The organism is Mucilaginibacter lappiensis (assembly GCF_900155965.1).
In the GTDB taxonomy this organism is placed as follows: Bacteria; Bacteroidota; Bacteroidia; order Sphingobacteriales; family Sphingobacteriaceae; genus Mucilaginibacter; species Mucilaginibacter lappiensis.
Genome location: NZ_FTMG01000004.1, coordinates 145,534 through 160,908 on the forward strand (window position 1 = coordinate 145,534; position 15,375 = coordinate 160,908).

Below are 15,375 nucleotides of genomic sequence, written 5' to 3' on the forward strand. Positions count from 1 at the left end.
TGATGGTAAGCGGGCAAAATTAATACTTTTTTCTTCAAACCTGCATCAGGTTTTGGTAGCAAGTAGTTAGTATCAAGTATCAAGATTTTTGAAATCTCCGTAAAAACAAATGCAGCAGTCTTGATACTTGATACTAACTACTTGATACTAAATTATTCATCTTCTATTTTGGAATGTTTGCGTGTATCGTTCATGGTAATGTATAAAATCAGTGACAACGCGATGCAGACGGTAACGTACCAGTAAAACCATTGCTGGTGATGCTCGTTTTTGAAAAGTAACGCTATGTACTCTGCCGAACCACCAAATATAGACACGGCTATAGCATAGGGAAAACCTACCCCAAGGGCACGTATGTTGGCCGGGAAAAGCTCGGCTTTAACAACCGCATTGATTGATGTGTAACCACTTACAATGATCAGCGCGCATAATATCAGCGCGAAAGCTACCCAAACATCCTTGGTTTCGCTTAAAAGCGTCAGGATGGGTACAGTGGTAAGCGTGCCTAATACCCCAAAACCAATAAGGAGCGGCTTACGGCCTATTTTGTCAGAGAGCAGGCCAAACGCGGGCTGTAGCAGCATAAATATGGCAATGGTAAGGGTTGATATCAGGGAAGCGCTGCTTTTGCTGAAACCCGAAGTATTCACCAGGAATTTTTGCATATAAGTGGTAAACGTATAAAAAGCGAGCGTGCCGCCCGCTGTTAACCCAATTACCGTAAACACCGCTTTAGGATGTTTAGCCAAAGCCTTTAAAGTGCCCTGCGCCGATTTGGATTTACTGTTTTCATTGGTAAAAGAGGCCGATTCCTGCAGGCTGCGTCTTAAGTACATGGTGATCACCGCCAGAAATGCGCCGATACCAAACGGAATTCGCCAGCCCCAGTCGTGCAATTGCTGTTCACTTAAAAAAACGCGTTGCAGTAAAATCAGCACAGCTAATGCCATCAGTTGGCCCATGATCAACGTTACATATTGAAAACTGGAATAAAAGCCCCGGTGTTTTTTGCCCGCCATTTCACTCAGGTAGGTAGCGCTGGTACCGTATTCGCCGCCTACGCTTATGCCTTGTATAATGCGAGCAAGTACCAGCATTAACGGTGCAGCCACGCCAATTGTGCGGAAACCTGGCGTTATCGTGATAATGAGCGAACCTACGCTCATCAATAATACCGACGCGGTTAATGCTTTTTTACGGCCATACCTATCGGCGAAAGTGCCCATGAGCCAGCCACCTACGGGGCGCATCAGAAAGCCGATGGCCAAAATGCCCGCCGTATTCAAAAGCTGTACAGTCTGGTTATCCGAAGGAAAAAACGCATCAGAAAAATAGAGGGAGAACGCGGTGTACACGTACCAGTCGTACCATTCCACCAGGTTACCTAACGAGCCGCCAATGATTGATTTAATGCGCCCGGTGGTTGTTTTGGGTATGGATTTGGATTCATTGATGGATGGAGTGTCCTTGGTTTCTTCTTTCATAGGTTGCGGTAAGCGTATCTGATTATAAATGTAAGAGAATTTGGTTGATCATATCCGAAATCGTGGTAATCGTTTAATCTCGTAACAAAATCTAAAAAATCATATCCAATCAACAGTCAAAATAATTACCTTGTTTGATGCTTTTTACCGAAGACTTTTTGCACTATGTATGGAAATTCAGGCTATTTGCCCGCACCGATCTGAAAACAGATGATGGTGAGGAACTGGAGATCCTTTCGGCCGGCATGGCCAATACTGATTCTGGACCTGATTTTCATAATGCCCGTGTGCGCATAGGCGAAACGGTTTGGGCTGGGAATGTGGAGGTACATCTATCCTCGTCCGACTGGCAAAAGCATGGTCATAACGCCGATAGCGCTTATGATAATGTGATACTGCATGTGGTTTACCGTAATGATGTGCCGCTTATTTTATCCAACGGTCGACAAGTACCTACCCTGCAACTAAAAGATCGTATACCCGACGAGCTTTACAACCGTTATCATCAAATGGTATTCGGCGAACAAAGGATCATTCCTTGTGAAAAAAGCATTGCCGGCATTGATGGGCTTATCATGAGTAACTGGCTTACCCGCGTATTGGTAGAAAGACTGGAGAAACGTTCCACAGCGGTGACGGATTCACTGAATTTAAATCATAACGATTGGGAAGAGACTTTTTATCAGTTCCTGGCTGCCAACTTTGGGTTTAAAACCAATGCCCTGCCCTTTGAATTACTGGCCAGATCGTTACCGCAGCTTACCCTGGCTAAGCATAAAAATAATCCTATGCAAATAGAAGCCCTCATATTTGGGCAAGCCGGTTTCCTGGAAACAGAACTTCAAGACGAGTACCCACTAAAGTTAAAAAAAGAGTACGATTTTCTCCGGAAGAAGTACAGCCTGCAACCAATCGAAAACCATCTGTGGAAGTTCATGCGTCTGCGGCCGCAAAATTTTCCCACTATCAGGCTGGCGCAGTTCGCGGCGTTGATTGTGCAATCCAATCACCTATTCTCTAAAATTCTGGAGATAAAAGACATCAACGCGTTACGTGCCTTGTTTACCGATATTAAGGTGAATGATTACTGGGAAGGTCATTATCGTTTTGATGTAAAATCAAAACCGGTGTCGAAAACTTTAGGGGCGGCTTCGATAGATATATTATTGATAAACACTTTGGCCTTGTTTTTGTTTAGCTATGGAAAACAGCACCAGAAGCAGTATTATATTAACAGGAGCTTGAGATTATTGGAAAATTTACCGGCCGAAAAGAACAATATTACCGAAGATTTTATTACCTTAGGGCTGAAAATTAACAATGCTTTTGAGTCGCAGGCACTGCTGGAGTTGAAAAATAATTATTGTAATTATAAGAAATGCCTGCAATGTGGCGTTGGTAACAAAATATTAAAACTTGCCTGACATGATACAGAGAATCCTTACTTTTTTTGAACGATACTCCTTTGGTGTATGCACCTATCTTGGCGAAAAGTTTAACGTTTCCATCTCAAAGATCCGTTTGTTTTTTATTTACTCTTCTTTTCTGGCGGTGGGCTTCCCGCTGATATTTTATTTCTTTGCCGGTATCGTACTGGATATCCGCAATTTTGTAAAACGTCGTCACACCGGGGTTACAGATTTATAACCGCTGATTTTATCTGAACCTTGATCTACCTGATTAAAAGATTATCAGGATTGAAATCTAATTTCAATGGATATATCATTCTTAAAATCCAAAATCTCACAACAGTCTTCCTGTTTTCACAGCATCCTGCAAGTTGCTGATCTTAAACTTAGGTTTGTAGCAATATAGAGCCAGTTGTTTTGCCCAGGTGCTGTTATAGCCAAACATGACCTTGATCATGCGTACCCTGGTTGAGCCTTTGGGATAGCCGTATTTGTACCAGGTGAATTTGGATTGGTCAACCTTAAATTGATCAGCAAAATCGGCCAGGAAAAGATCTATCTCGATATCAAAAATATCCAAGTCCAGATCAATGCTTGTATCCAGGTTCAGGCTGCCCGGATCAACATGATTCAGCTTATAGCGATTGCAATAATCAACAATAAATTCTTTTAAGGGTGGCAGTACTTCTTCCATTTTAATCGAATATAGTTTTGACCATTTGTTGTATAGGACGTCGTTTTAAAAATTAGGTTGCATCAATGGAGACATTATTTTCAAAAAAAGGTTACCACAAATCCGCAAAAAATAAACGCCGTATGATTATTATTGCAGTCTATTAATAAAAGCACATGAAACTGAAGGTTATAGCTTTTGATGCCGATGATACCCTTTGGGTAAACGAGCCCTATTTTTTAAAAACCGAAGAAAAATTTTGCAGTTTACTGGAGGATTTTTTACCCCAGCATACTATATCAAGCGAACTTTTTAAGATCGAGATAGCGAATTTAGGCTTATACGGTTATGGCATAAAGGGATATATCCTGAGTATGATAGAAGCCGCGTTAAAAATATCCGACAAAAAGATAGGCCTTGATGCAATTGAGCTAATTATGCAATACGGCAAGGAAATGCTCAACGAACCCATTGAAATGCTGGATGGTGTAGAAGATGTGCTGGCAACCCTAAAAAAACATTACCGGCTTGTAGTGGCCACCAAAGGTGATCTGCTTGACCAGGAACGCAAGCTCAAAAAATCGGGCTTATCACATTATTTTCACCATATCGAGATCATGTCTGATAAGCAGGATGACGATTATACTAAACTGATCAAACACCTGGATATCAAACCTGCTGAGTTTATGATGGTAGGTAATTCCTTAAAATCTGATATAATGCCCGTACTCAATATCGGCGGTCACGCTATTCATGTGCCTTTCCATACTACCTGGGCCCATGAACATGTTGAAACTAATTTAACTCACGAAAATTTTAAACAGGCTGATACACTTCTGGAAATTCTGCCGTATATATTAGCATGAAGCATAAATTAAATATTGATACCTGGGCGCGCAAAGAACATTTTAACTTTTTCAGAGGCTTCGAAGAGCCGTTTTACGGTGTTGTTGTCAATGTTGACTGCACCCGGGCATATACTTTTGCCAAGGATAATGGAGTGTCATTTTTTCTATACTATCTGCACAAATCATTGACTGCCATTAATGAGTTGGAACCATTCAAATACCGCATTTATGGCGACGAGGTTTTTGTTTATGATCGTATAAATGCCGGGCCAACTATCGGTCGTGCCAATGGTACTTTTGGTTTTGGCTATATCGATTTTCACTCTTCGTTAGATACATTTATAGAAGGCGCCAAAAAAGAGATTGAGCGCGTGCAAACTACCACTACCCTTTTCGCGCCAAAACTCGATGATGATATTGTACATTACTCCGCCATGCCCTGGATTGATTTTACCAGCCTGTCGCATGCCCGCAGTTTTTCGCTCCCGGATAGCTGTCCTAAAATATCATTCGGGAAAATGACGGAGGATAATAGAAAAAAAAGCATGCCGGTATCTCTTCATGTAAATCATGCCCTGGTTGATGGCATGCATGTGGGGCAATATTATGATCTTTTTCAGCAATTGATGAGCAGCAGTAATTAAACTACTGTTTTTTCCATTACAATGAGTTCTATCAATTGTTTGGGACTGCCAAAGCGACCATGAGCATGGAATGGTTGAATCTCCCCGGTAAATGCATAGCCCCGGCGCTCATACCAACTAATGAGTTCTGCCCGGGTTCGGATCACCGTCATCGTCATGGTATGGCAGTTGAACTGTTTAGCCAACACCTCAGCCGCTTCCAGCAGGGCTCGTCCTACCCCTTTTCCCTGCAACACAGGTGATACGCTGAACATACCCACATAGAGCTTTGATTCTTTAACTTCCAGGTAAACACAGCCAGTGATCTGACCCTTATCATCAGTATGTTTTAATATAGTAATAGCTTCATTGTCAAAATATGTCTTTAACATAGCCTCATCAATCCTGAGACCGTCTAACATATCAGCTTCTGTCGTCCAACCCTTTTTTGATTCTTCACCGCGATAAGCACTGTTAACCAATACGTTTAATTCGGGAACATCTGCAAGTGTGGCTTTAGTAATGGACATATCTGCTTTTTATTTATTGGGAGGGCAAAATTAATATTTAGTGGTATTAAAAAGAAGCATCGCTACATGTATCCTAAATAAATGGCGGTGAGCATGAAAATATCATAAACAATATGAAAGAATATCAGGTACCAAAGATTGCCTTTAAACTGTTTATAAAGCCATATAACAAAAATGGCCCCTAGGAATATGCTGATCATTGCGCCAATACCCTCCTGATAATGGTATAGTGTAAATATAATGCTGGTGATTAAACCGCTGATAGCGAAGCTATATTTACTGCCCGCCGCCATTGCTTTTAGACGGGTGAAAATAAACCCGCGATAAACGATCTCCTCAAACGGGATCACCAAAAAACTGGCTATGGCAAGTAATATCAGTAACTGCGCAAAGTTATGCCTGATGTAATAAAAATCGGATACGTTTGCCGGGGTAAAACCCAACCAGGCTAACAGAGGGCCTACCAGCCAATACATCAGCATGGCAAAACCTAAACCGATTGATCCGCCGAGCCAAAAGGATCTAAAGCTAATATCCCTGAAACGGAAACCGATATCGCTAAATCCTTCCTGATATAGTTTAAGATATCCCCCTATAAGGAGTAATAACAAAATAGCAAAAGCGTACATGGGTAATAAACCCATATGAGGAAAGATGATCAAAACGATGATCAGCAGGATATCGGATATGATTCTTTTGCCTTTGTTAACTGTCACCCCTTTTTGACTACGCCGGTTAACAAAAGTTACTAAAATTTAAAATCTTCGCGTACGGGATCAAATATATCTACCAGTTTACAATCGGTAATAGCCCTGCCACCATGTATTACGTTTGGAGGAATAATGGCGTAAGTTCCTGTATCCAGTATTTGCGATACACCATCAACCGTTAGCTCAAATTGACCCTCAATAACAAAAGCACATTGGTGATTGATATGCTGATGCATGGGCGAAACAGCACCGGCTTTTACCTCTAAAAAATTGATGGTATTGCCGGCGGTATGAATGATCCTGGAGAAATAACCCGGTGTCATTTCCCTGGTCTCGATATCTGCAAACTGATTAAATACTTTGTTATCCATGATAGTGTTTGGGCCTTTATAAAAGCTCAGACGTAAAAGTATAAAAATTACACTTAAGCGAATGTCCCCATTTTAATTTACTTACGATATCGAAGTAGTTGGTCAGAGCTAGTACCCTCTTTTGATCAGCTTATAGTCAGAATAGCAGGTAAAAAATGCGCTATCTCAAACTAAGCCGTATATTTAAGGGTTAATTAAATTACACTACATTCTACGCTTGATATGGCTTTTATTGATTACTATAAAACTCTGGGTCTTACTAAAACTGCTACCGATAAGGATATTAAAAATGCTTACCGCAAGCTGGCCCGTAAATATCACCCCGATCTTAACCCGGATAACGCAGAGGCCCACAAAAAATTCCAGGAACTTAACGAGGCCAATGAGGTACTGAGCGACTCTGAAAAACGTAAAAAGTACGATAAATATGGCGAAAACTGGCAGCATGGCGAAACCTATGAACAGCAGACAAGGCAACAGCAAGGTGGTTATGGCGGTGGTGGTTTTGGTAATTTTACTGGTGATGAAAGCTTCGGCGGCGGTGACTTTTCTGACTTCTTCAAATCAATGTTTGGTGGTGGTGGTAGCAGACAAACCAAATATCGTGGGAAGGATCTTAATGCCGAGTTACAATTAACGCTGCTGGATATTGCAGAAACCCACAAACGCACTTTAACAGTTAATGGAAAGAATATACGCATTACCATACCTGCCGGTATCGAGAACGGGCAAACTATTAAAATAACCGGTCATGGTGGTGCAGGCGTAAATAACGGCCCTGCCGGTGATCTGTATATCAAATTTTCGATACCAGACGATCCCCGCTTTAAGCGTGACGGACGCAATTTATATGCTACTGTAAAACTCGAACTTTATACTGCTGTGCTTGGCGGCGAAATTACTGCAGAGACTTTAACCGGCAAAGTTAAAGTAAAGGTGAAACCTGAAACGCAGAATGGCACCAAAGTAAAACTAAAAGGCAAAGGTTTACCCGTTTATAAAAAGGAGAATGAGTTTGGCGATCTGTACCTTACTTATGATATCCAGATCCCTATTAATCTTACTGAGCAGCAGAAGCAATTATTTGAAGAACTATCCAAATCATGATATAAATTAAAGAAGATGAAAACAGCAGATTTAATATCAATCAATGATTTTTGTTTGTATCATAACGTGGAGTATGCCTTTGTAGAATCATTATATGAGGCTGATTTAGTTAAAGTTACCCTAATCAATGAAATCACTTATATACCTGGAGAGGAATTGAAGAAGGTGGAAAAACTGATCAATCTTTATCAGCTGGATATTAACGTAGCTGGTATAGAAGCGATTAGTCATTTATTGCACCGCATAGAAAAAATGCAGAATGATATGCAAAACCTTAAGAATAAACTGAGGTTGTATGAGGATGAATAAACGATAGATCGATTTATTCCATGTACTTCAACATCATTCGTTCGCTTACAATGTTAGCGTCCTCAATTACAGAATCCGGATACCCCATGGATTCTAATATGGCAATACCATTGCGGCTTTTAAGCAAGCCCTCTTTCAGTTTGTAGTCAAACACCAGACTGCCACCCGATTTTGAATCCTCGAAAGAATAAATAGCAAAGTCCTCATCGAGTAACTCGGCCAGTTCAAGATCATGCGTTGAAACAAAAACAAAATTCTGATTGGCGGTGATATACGATAATACAGATTTTGCGGCAGCGATACGCTCAATGGTATTGGTGCCCCTAAAAATTTCGTCAATAATAACCAGACTTTTTACCTGTTCAACCTCGTTGCTCCGGCTCATGATAGTGAGTATGGACTGTGCCTGAGCCTGGAAATAACTTTTTTGTTCCTCTATACTATCGCTGGTTTTAATACTGGTCTGTATCTTTAGAAAAGGCGCTTTATATTCGTTTGTACAGCTGGTAAACAAGGTTTGAGCCAACAAGGTGTTAACGGCTATAGCCTTAATAAAAGTTGTTTTACCCGACATGTTTGAACCCGTTATCAAGGCACCTTTGTCGGCACGGGTGTACAATGAATTGGTAACGCATTTATCAATCAACGGATGGTAAAGATCAGTAATGTTCATTTGTGCATCGGTATCAATAAACTGGGGCTTACTGTAATATGGTAACCCCTCTCTTACCGATTGGATAGCTACCAGCATGTCAATTTCGGCCACATATTGATAAACCAATTCAATATCTTCCCGATACTTTTCGATATGTTTTATAGAGCTGGCGTAAATGCGGGGCTCTAATAAAAATAATGTTTTAATGAGTTGAAAAACGGCGTAGCTCAAATCACCAGCCCCATTGATCAGCTTACTTTCTAAGTTAATAATGCTTAAAGATCGTTTTAGCCCTAACAGATTTTTTAAACTGTTCTTCACAGATTCATTATCCTCTAATCCAGAATTTTTTACCAGCCATACCGCTACGTTGTGCATGATAAGCAATTGGGGCAACGAGTTGGTATAGGCACTTATTTTTTTCTTGTTGGCATAATGCAAAACCACATTATAACCCACAAAGAACAATAACAATAAAACACTGATGGGATTAGGGTAAACAACCATCGACACAATAAGGGCAATGATCACCAATGGTACAAACCTGATATAGAAATTCATGATAGGCACAAACAGCGACTCATGAGTTTTTAAAAACAGATCGGCAATATAATAAGCATATGTATTGTTGAGTTTTGATAATTGCAGTTCAATCAATTCCCGGTTGGGTTTATCTTGATTAATGGCCTCAACCTTAGTATCAAGCTCTAATAGTTTTTCGAGGTTTGTTTCGGGGAAATGCAGCTTTTTATATAAATATTGTTTGCCTGGCTTTGAGCTTGTTCTGTCGATATAGTTAAAAATACTCTTGAGGTCGATATCTTCTGCGGTAACATCAGATAACCTGTCCCAGCTTTTATCGGCGCTTAGGTAGGTTTTAATCAAATCGAAATTGCGCCTGGTATTTACGGGCTTACCCCATTTACTTTTTATTTTATCAAGCTTTTTTTCTTCGGCACGTAATTTACCGTAGTAAGAGCTTATCAGTGAAAACCCCAGAACGATGGCCAAAAATAGCAACGTAAATAAAAAGTAATACATGCCTTAAAAATAAAAAAAATATACTAAACCTCAAGTAGTATTTATAGTCTATAAATATAAAATAACTACAGTGTTAACTTAAGTTTTAAATTATGAAACTCATCAAATTTTCAGTTATAGTTTTTGCATTGCTATTTTCAGTTCAACTTGTAAAAGCTCAAAGTATATCCGTAGGTGCTTCATTTGGTTATGGTTACCCACATTCACGCGTGGTAGTTGCGTCTAATTATCCGGCATACGGTTATTATGACCGCCCCGTATATTATGGTTATGCACGCAGGGCTTATTATAATCGTCCATATTATTATCCAGGCCGTTATTATGCCCGCCCTGTTTATTACAGAGCACATCGCCATTACAGGTGCTGGTAAGTACTCCCGTTAAAAAAGAAACGCCCGGCAAATACCGGGCGTTTCTTTTTTAACGGGAGGTACCGAGGTGAAATAAATCTTATCTGTTGCCGCTCAAAAAGCGTTGTAATGCTTGCTGGGTAAAGTCAGAAAGTACCAGTTCGCCGCTAATGGCTGCACGTTGGGTTAATAATTCGCCCCAGTCTTCCGTACCTTCCCATAGGATCTGTTTTAGTCCGGTGAGTGCTTCTGGATTATAAGAAGCTAATTTTTTGGTAAGCTCATCTACAGCTGAATCGAGTGAGGTGATGTCTTCGTATACTTCATTATACAAACCATGGTCTTGAGCCCATTTGGCAGTTTGAAAATCTGATGCCCTGATGGTTAACTGAGAAAATGCAGTTAAGCCAACCTTGCGGGTTACTGCAGGCGATATCACAAATGGCCCTATACCGATAGCCAATTCACTTAGTTTTATAGAAGCAAAGCTGGAAGCCAGGCAATAATCGGCAGCAGCAGCAAGGCCGACTCCGCCTCCAACTGCCTTGCCCTGAACACGGGCTACAATTATTTTAGGTGATTTACGGCAGGCGTTGATAACTTTGGCAAAGCCCGAAAAAAACAGAGCTCCGGCTTCTTTGTCTTTTATTTGTACCAGTTCATCAAAACTGGCACCTGCACAAAAAGTACGATCGCCGCCACTCTTTAAGATGATCACCCGTACTTCCGAATCATTACCTGCCTGTATAATACATTCGCTAAGATCATTTAAAAGACCGGTTGGCAGGGAATTTTGTGCGGGATGATAAAAACTAATGGTTGCAATACCGTTTGCACTCTTTGTAAAAAATACGTTACCATTATCAGTAGATGGCATAATTTAGAGGTTTATTGTAAGAAAATGCCGTGATTTAGTCACCAGCAATCAACCCAATATCAGAAGTATTTGGCTTACCTGCAATTTTCGTTTAAAATAGTTTCAAAAATGGTTTGTCAAATAATCAAAGGTAGTTCAAAGTAAAAGGTGGCCCCTCTACCTAATTCGCTTTCTACCCCTATTTTGCCCTGATGATTATTAATGATCTCGGCACTGATGTATAACCCCATCCCCAGACCGCTTGTCATAAATTTTTTATCCTCAACCCTATAAAAACGTTCAAATATCCGCTCTATTTGTTCTTCGGATAAACCGATGCCATAATCGCTTACCGATACGCGTACCACATCCGCATTTATGGTGGTTTTCAGAATGATTTTCTTGTCGGCCAGGGAATATTTTACAGAATTATTTATAAAATTCATTAAAACCTGCTCTAATCGTTCGGCATTACCCATAATACGGATACCCGGTTGCAATTGACTATCAAATTCATGTGAGGGGTAAATATGCTTTGAGTTTTCGGTAACTTGTACCATGAGGTCAGATAAATTAACCTCGCCCATAGCATATTCAAGTCTCCCCGCTTGTATTTTACTTACATCAAGCAGATCATTGATTAGTCGTTGTAATTTATTGATAGCTACGCTTGCTTTTTCAATATACTGCTTTACCACAGCTGGTACCTCTTCTCTCTTATATGAAGTGATGAGTTGTAAATACCCTTTTAAACTGGTTAAAGGCGTTCGAAGTTCATGACTGGCAATGCCAATAAATTCATCCTTACGATCCATTTCCCTTTTCTGGTCTTCAATATCAGTAGCGGTACCCACCCAAAAAATAATCGCGCCTTTATCGTCCCTTAACGGAACTGCCCGGTTCAGGTGCCAGCGGTAGGTATTGTCCCATCGTTTGTAGCGGTTCTCCACCTCAAATATATTGCCCGTTTTTAAAGCCTCTATATATTTGTCTAAGGTATTTGGCAGGTCATCCGGGTGTACTACATGCTGCCATCCCCAACCTACACTGTCAGCATAACGGCTCCCTGTATAATTGTACCATTGCTGGTTATAAAAATCAACCTCGCCAGCAGGCAGGTTTGTCCAGGTCATTTGCGGTATATTATTGGCCAGTAGTTTAAAGTGCTCCCGGCTTATCAGCAGGTCATTGGTACGAGCTCTAACCGTGTCTTCCAGTTCGTTATTGAGTTTTTCTGCGGCGTTTTGGGCAGCGAGTAATTGCTCATTTTTTACTTTCAGTTCCCATTCTGTCTCTTTTTGAATGGTAAGATCAGTTAAGATTAGACTTAATGCGGTACCTTCATCGAGGTCAAGTGTAGTGCAGGAAAGCAGACAGGGGGTTAGTTTTTTTTGTTTATCAGCCAGCAATATTTCACCCTTGCAATCCTCTTTCCAGCCTTTGTGTATCAGATCATTGAATTTCTCTGCTGATATTTCCGGAATGAAAAAGGCAAAGTTTAGCCCTATCACCTTTTCAAGCGGTAGATTCATCATGGTGGCAAACCGTGAATTACTATACAGAATAGTTCCTGCACGATTTAAAGTAACCGCGCCTTCATTCATCTTTTCAATAAAAACGCGATACGTTTGATCGGCTGTTTTTAATGTGTATAGTTGATGACCTTCAGCGTCTTTTACAATAAGCGCGTCAACCTGGCCGGTACGAATGGCGTCAATGGTGTCATTGGCCTCCTCCAGCTGTATCCGAAGCTCTTCGTTTTGCAGCAGTAACTCTTCATATGTATATTTAGTCAGCTCCATTAATTTTCTGTTTGTAAACCAAGACCTTTTAATACTTTACTTGTATTGGACATATCACCGATGAGACGGCGCTCCATACCCGGTGCTTTTTTGATGAGCATGGGTAAGGCTATAATCTGCTCCCGCTCAACAATGAGTGGCTGTTGGTAAACATCTACTATCTCCAGGTCATAATTGCCTTTTAAATGGGTTTCGCAAATATATTTGAGGTTGGTTATAGCCCGCGATGAATTTGGCGATGCCCCTGTTACAAACAGGCGTAAATGATACATCTGCTGTTCCTGCTCATTTAAATAGTTATCCTCAGATAAAGATGATTGATCCTTTTCGGCCATTTTTTATAGTTTAACGGGGGCGTATATCTAAGCCCACCAATACTTTTTCTTCATTTGACAGATCTCCGATTATTTTACGGATGGGTTCCGGAACTTTCCGTACCAACGTAGGGATAGCAAATATCTGGTCGCCTTCGGCCAATTGAGGTTTTACTAAAAGGTCAATCACTTCGATAGAGTATTGCCCCTTTAAATGTTCTTCACAGTATTTTTTAAGGTTAGATAACGCGCTGACAGATTTTGCCGTTTTACCCGCAATATATAACCTTAATTCATAATTTATTACTTCGTCTTCCATTACTTTTTTTCTTTACCGGGATGTCTTCTTTTACCCCTCTTCTCATTTTCGTTATCTCATCCCGGTTTTTGTCCATTATTTGTTGTTTCAATTCATCTTCGTAGTATATCCTGTTCAGCTCTTCTTCTACCGATTCAAACTCAGCCTGTAAGTTGGATATCTTGGATTCCAGCATGGTGCGTTTGCGCGTAATTTCTTTGTCTTTCCGGGATACGGCAAAATCGCGAAGTGCTACACCCGTCCTTTCTTTAAGCTGTTGCGCTTCTCTGGCTGATCCTGTTAATACACCTTCCGGCCCCAGGTAAACGTCAACCAGGTCAAGCCCTTTATCAGTGATGATAAACTCACGTACCTGGTTAGAGTGTTTCATACCACGCGATTTCATGATATATAAACCCCGGTTACGCTCGCCATTGTGCTCAATATCACGAACCAGCATCCAGGTATCAACCAATGATGATACGCCTTCGTCAGTTTGTTCGTTGACTACAGTATTGAGCGATAATGCCGTGAACATCACTGTGATTTGCTCGTTCTGTAAGAAGTCTATCAACCGTACCAGCATCGATTTTACTTCGCTTACCGAACCTACAGTGATCAAATTAGTTATCGGGTCAAGTATTATGGTATCGGGTTTAAATTGCTGTATCAATTTATATATAGCTACCAGGTGCATCTCCAAGCCATATAGGGTGGGCCGTGAAGCGTGAAACCGCAATAATCCGCTATTCACATATGGCTGCAGATCGATATTGATTGATCTCATGTTGCGGATGATCTGATTGGGTGATTCTTCAAAAGCAAAATAGAGGCATCTCTTTTTCTGTTTGCAGGTTTCAGCAGCAAAATAAGCGCTGATACTGGTTTTACCGGTTCCGGCGGTTCCGGAAACTAAAATACTGCTTCCCTCAAAAAAACCCTGCCCACCCAGCATGTAATCTAATGCAGGGATACCTGATGATATTCTTTTGGAAGAAACTGCTTTCTCGAGCCCTAAAGAAGTTACCGGTAACACGGAAATACCATCCTCATCAATTAAAAAGGGATACTCGTTGGTGCCATGCTGTGAACCCCGGTATTTTACAACACGGAGCCTACGGGTTGATATCTGGTTAATAACCCGGTGATCGAGCAGGATAACACAATCCGATACGTATTCTTCTAATCCTTGCCGTGTTAACGAACCACCGTCTCCTTTTTCGCCGGTTATAATGGCGGTAACACCCTTGTTTTTCAGAAAAGTGAAAAGCCTGCGCAGCTCGGCCCGCAAAACAATTTCATTGCTTAAACCTGAAAAAAGATTTTCGAGGGTGTCGAGCACTACCCGTTTAGCACCAATGCTGTCAATGGCATGCCCTAACCTGATAAACAATCCTTCCAGGTCGTACTCACCGGTCTCTTCTATTTCACTCCGGTCAATGTGCACGTGGTCGAGTTTTACTTTTTTTTGCTCTTGTAATTCGTACAAGTTAAAGCCGAGTGAAGCTACATTCATAGCTAATTCGTCAGTCTTTTCTTCGAAAGCCATAAAAACGCCGGGCTCATTGAATATCATTGCCCCACGAACTATAAATTCAAGCGACATAAGCGTTTTACCACAACCTGCTTCTCCGCAAATGAGTGTAGGGCGGCCTTGAGGTATTCCCCCGCTAGTTATTTCGTCAAGACCGGTGATGCCTGTTGGTGTTTTAGGCAACGATTTTATGTTGGTCGGTTGTTGTTTTTTATGAGATTTAGTCATTGTAAACAATTGTTTTTTGTCAATCCTGGATTATGTAAGCCCAAGGGTTGGGTTATTTTCATGCTAAATGGTTAATAAATACTTTTGGGCCTAAATTGTTTTAAACCCGATAATTTATAATAGCATCATTAACAGAAATTGAAATTGTTGGTTTTGTGAAGTGATAGAAAATAATACTCCCAATTTGAGTATCGATTGAATATGATGTTGATTACAATTAAAAACATTAACTC

General features: G+C 40.7%; 18 protein-coding genes and 2 pseudogenes. 7 read left to right on the plus strand and 13 right to left on the minus strand.

Going from position 1 to position 15,375, the window contains the following annotated elements:
* Positions 1-152: 152 nt before the first annotated feature.
* Positions 153-1,484 carry an MFS transporter gene (locus tag BW976_RS10205; protein WP_076373075.1) on the minus strand — a complete coding sequence of 444 codons (1,332 nt, stop codon included), beginning with the start codon at positions 1,482-1,484 and terminating at the stop codon, positions 153-155.
* Positions 1,485-1,621: 137 nt separating this feature from the next.
* On the opposite strand from BW976_RS10205, the gene BW976_RS10210 reads away from it, so the two are divergent.
* A complete protein-coding gene (locus BW976_RS10210; protein ID WP_076373077.1) occupies positions 1,622-2,908 on the plus strand; it encodes a DUF2851 family protein in 1,287 nt (428 codons plus the stop codon).
* 1 nt (position 2,909) lies between these two features.
* Positions 2,910-3,131, plus strand: coding sequence for a PspC domain-containing protein (locus tag BW976_RS10215; protein ID WP_076373079.1), 222 nt, complete (start codon positions 2,910-2,912; stop codon positions 3,129-3,131).
* 96 nt (positions 3,132-3,227) lie between these two features.
* Here the strand turns inward: BW976_RS10215 and BW976_RS10220 are convergent, their stop codons facing one another.
* The gene (locus BW976_RS10220) at positions 3,228-3,587 is read right to left on the minus strand and encodes a DUF1493 family protein (protein ID WP_076373081.1); all 360 of its coding nucleotides are present in this window, start codon (positions 3,585-3,587) and stop codon (positions 3,228-3,230) included.
* A 155-nt stretch (positions 3,588-3,742) separates the two neighbouring features.
* Here BW976_RS10220 and BW976_RS10225 point away from each other — a divergent pair, with 155 nt between their 5' ends.
* Positions 3,743-4,432 carry an HAD family hydrolase gene (locus tag BW976_RS10225; RefSeq protein ID WP_076373083.1) on the plus strand — a complete coding sequence of 230 codons (690 nt, stop codon included), beginning with the start codon at positions 3,743-3,745 and terminating at the stop codon, positions 4,430-4,432.
* Positions 4,429-5,058, plus strand: a complete 630-nt coding sequence (locus tag BW976_RS10230) for a chloramphenicol acetyltransferase (protein ID WP_076373085.1) — start codon at positions 4,429-4,431, stop codon at positions 5,056-5,058. Before BW976_RS10225 ends, BW976_RS10230 begins: the two co-directional genes overlap by 4 nt.
* On the opposite strand, the gene BW976_RS10235 is transcribed toward BW976_RS10230, so the two are convergent.
* The 3 genes from BW976_RS10235 to BW976_RS10245 all read right to left on the minus strand — a co-directional run bounded on the left by BW976_RS10235 (position 5,055) and on the right by BW976_RS10245 (position 6,648).
* The gene (locus tag BW976_RS10235) at positions 5,055-5,567 is read right to left on the minus strand and encodes a GNAT family N-acetyltransferase (RefSeq protein WP_076373087.1); all 513 of its coding nucleotides are present in this window, start codon (positions 5,565-5,567) and stop codon (positions 5,055-5,057) included. The two genes, BW976_RS10230 and BW976_RS10235, sit on opposite strands and share 4 nt — an antisense overlap.
* Before the next feature lie 62 nt (positions 5,568-5,629).
* Positions 5,630-6,283, minus strand: coding sequence for a CPBP family intramembrane glutamic endopeptidase (locus tag BW976_RS10240; protein ID WP_139332270.1), 654 nt, complete (start codon positions 6,281-6,283; stop codon positions 5,630-5,632).
* A 32-nt stretch (positions 6,284-6,315) separates the two neighbouring features.
* Positions 6,316-6,648, minus strand: coding sequence for a cupin domain-containing protein (locus BW976_RS10245; RefSeq protein WP_076373091.1), 333 nt, complete (start codon positions 6,646-6,648; stop codon positions 6,316-6,318).
* Between the two features lie 222 nt (positions 6,649-6,870).
* On the opposite strand from BW976_RS10245, the gene BW976_RS10250 reads away from it, so the two are divergent.
* Both BW976_RS10250 and BW976_RS10255 read left to right on the plus strand, forming a co-directional pair.
* The gene (locus BW976_RS10250; RefSeq protein WP_076373093.1) at positions 6,871-7,755 is read left to right on the plus strand and encodes a DnaJ C-terminal domain-containing protein; all 885 of its coding nucleotides are present in this window, start codon (positions 6,871-6,873) and stop codon (positions 7,753-7,755) included.
* Between the two features lie 15 nt (positions 7,756-7,770).
* Positions 7,771-8,064: a chaperone modulator CbpM gene (locus BW976_RS10255; RefSeq protein WP_076373095.1), complete on the plus strand. Its 294-nt coding sequence runs from the start codon at positions 7,771-7,773 to the stop codon at positions 8,062-8,064.
* Positions 8,065-8,077: 13 nt separating this feature from the next.
* Here BW976_RS10255 and BW976_RS10260 read toward each other — a convergent pair whose 3' ends face one another.
* Entirely contained in the window at positions 8,078-9,760 is a 1,683-nt protein-coding gene (locus BW976_RS10260) for a MutS-related protein (protein ID WP_076373097.1), read from the minus strand.
* 92 nt (positions 9,761-9,852) lie between these two features.
* Here BW976_RS10260 and BW976_RS29705 point away from each other — a divergent pair, with 92 nt between their 5' ends.
* Positions 9,853-10,131, plus strand: a complete 279-nt coding sequence (locus tag BW976_RS29705) for a hypothetical protein (RefSeq protein ID WP_076373099.1) — start codon at positions 9,853-9,855, stop codon at positions 10,129-10,131.
* Between the two features lie 79 nt (positions 10,132-10,210).
* On the opposite strand, the gene BW976_RS10270 is transcribed toward BW976_RS29705, so the two are convergent.
* The 7 genes and pseudogenes from BW976_RS10270 to kaiC all read right to left on the minus strand — a co-directional run bounded on the left by BW976_RS10270 (position 10,211) and on the right by kaiC (position 15,142).
* Positions 10,211-10,987, minus strand: a complete 777-nt coding sequence (locus tag BW976_RS10270; RefSeq protein WP_076373101.1) for an enoyl-CoA hydratase/isomerase family protein — start codon at positions 10,985-10,987, stop codon at positions 10,211-10,213.
* A 116-nt stretch (positions 10,988-11,103) separates the two neighbouring features.
* A complete protein-coding gene (locus tag BW976_RS30020; protein ID WP_394333015.1) occupies positions 11,104-11,553 on the minus strand; it encodes a sensor histidine kinase in 450 nt (149 codons plus the stop codon).
* A gap of 75 nt (positions 11,554-11,628) precedes the next feature.
* A pseudogene (locus BW976_RS30025) lies at positions 11,629-11,712 on the minus strand (hypothetical protein); the annotation flags it as partial.
* An 81-nt stretch (positions 11,713-11,793) separates the two neighbouring features.
* A pseudogene (locus BW976_RS30030) lies at positions 11,794-12,768 on the minus strand (PAS domain-containing protein); the annotation flags it as partial.
* Positions 12,768-13,103: a circadian clock KaiB family protein gene (locus tag BW976_RS10280; RefSeq protein ID WP_076373106.1), complete on the minus strand. Its 336-nt coding sequence runs from the start codon at positions 13,101-13,103 to the stop codon at positions 12,768-12,770. The pseudogene BW976_RS30030 and the gene BW976_RS10280, both read right to left, overlap by 1 nt.
* A 10-nt stretch (positions 13,104-13,113) precedes the next feature.
* Positions 13,114-13,401 (minus strand): circadian clock KaiB family protein, encoded by a 288-nt coding sequence (locus tag BW976_RS10285; RefSeq protein ID WP_076373108.1) that lies wholly within the window; start codon positions 13,399-13,401, stop codon positions 13,114-13,116.
* Positions 13,376-15,142, minus strand: coding sequence for a circadian clock protein KaiC (gene kaiC / locus BW976_RS10290; RefSeq protein ID WP_076373110.1), 1,767 nt, complete (start codon positions 15,140-15,142; stop codon positions 13,376-13,378). The genes BW976_RS10285 and kaiC overlap by 26 nt, the downstream gene beginning before the upstream one ends.
* Positions 15,143-15,375 lie beyond the last annotated feature (233 nt).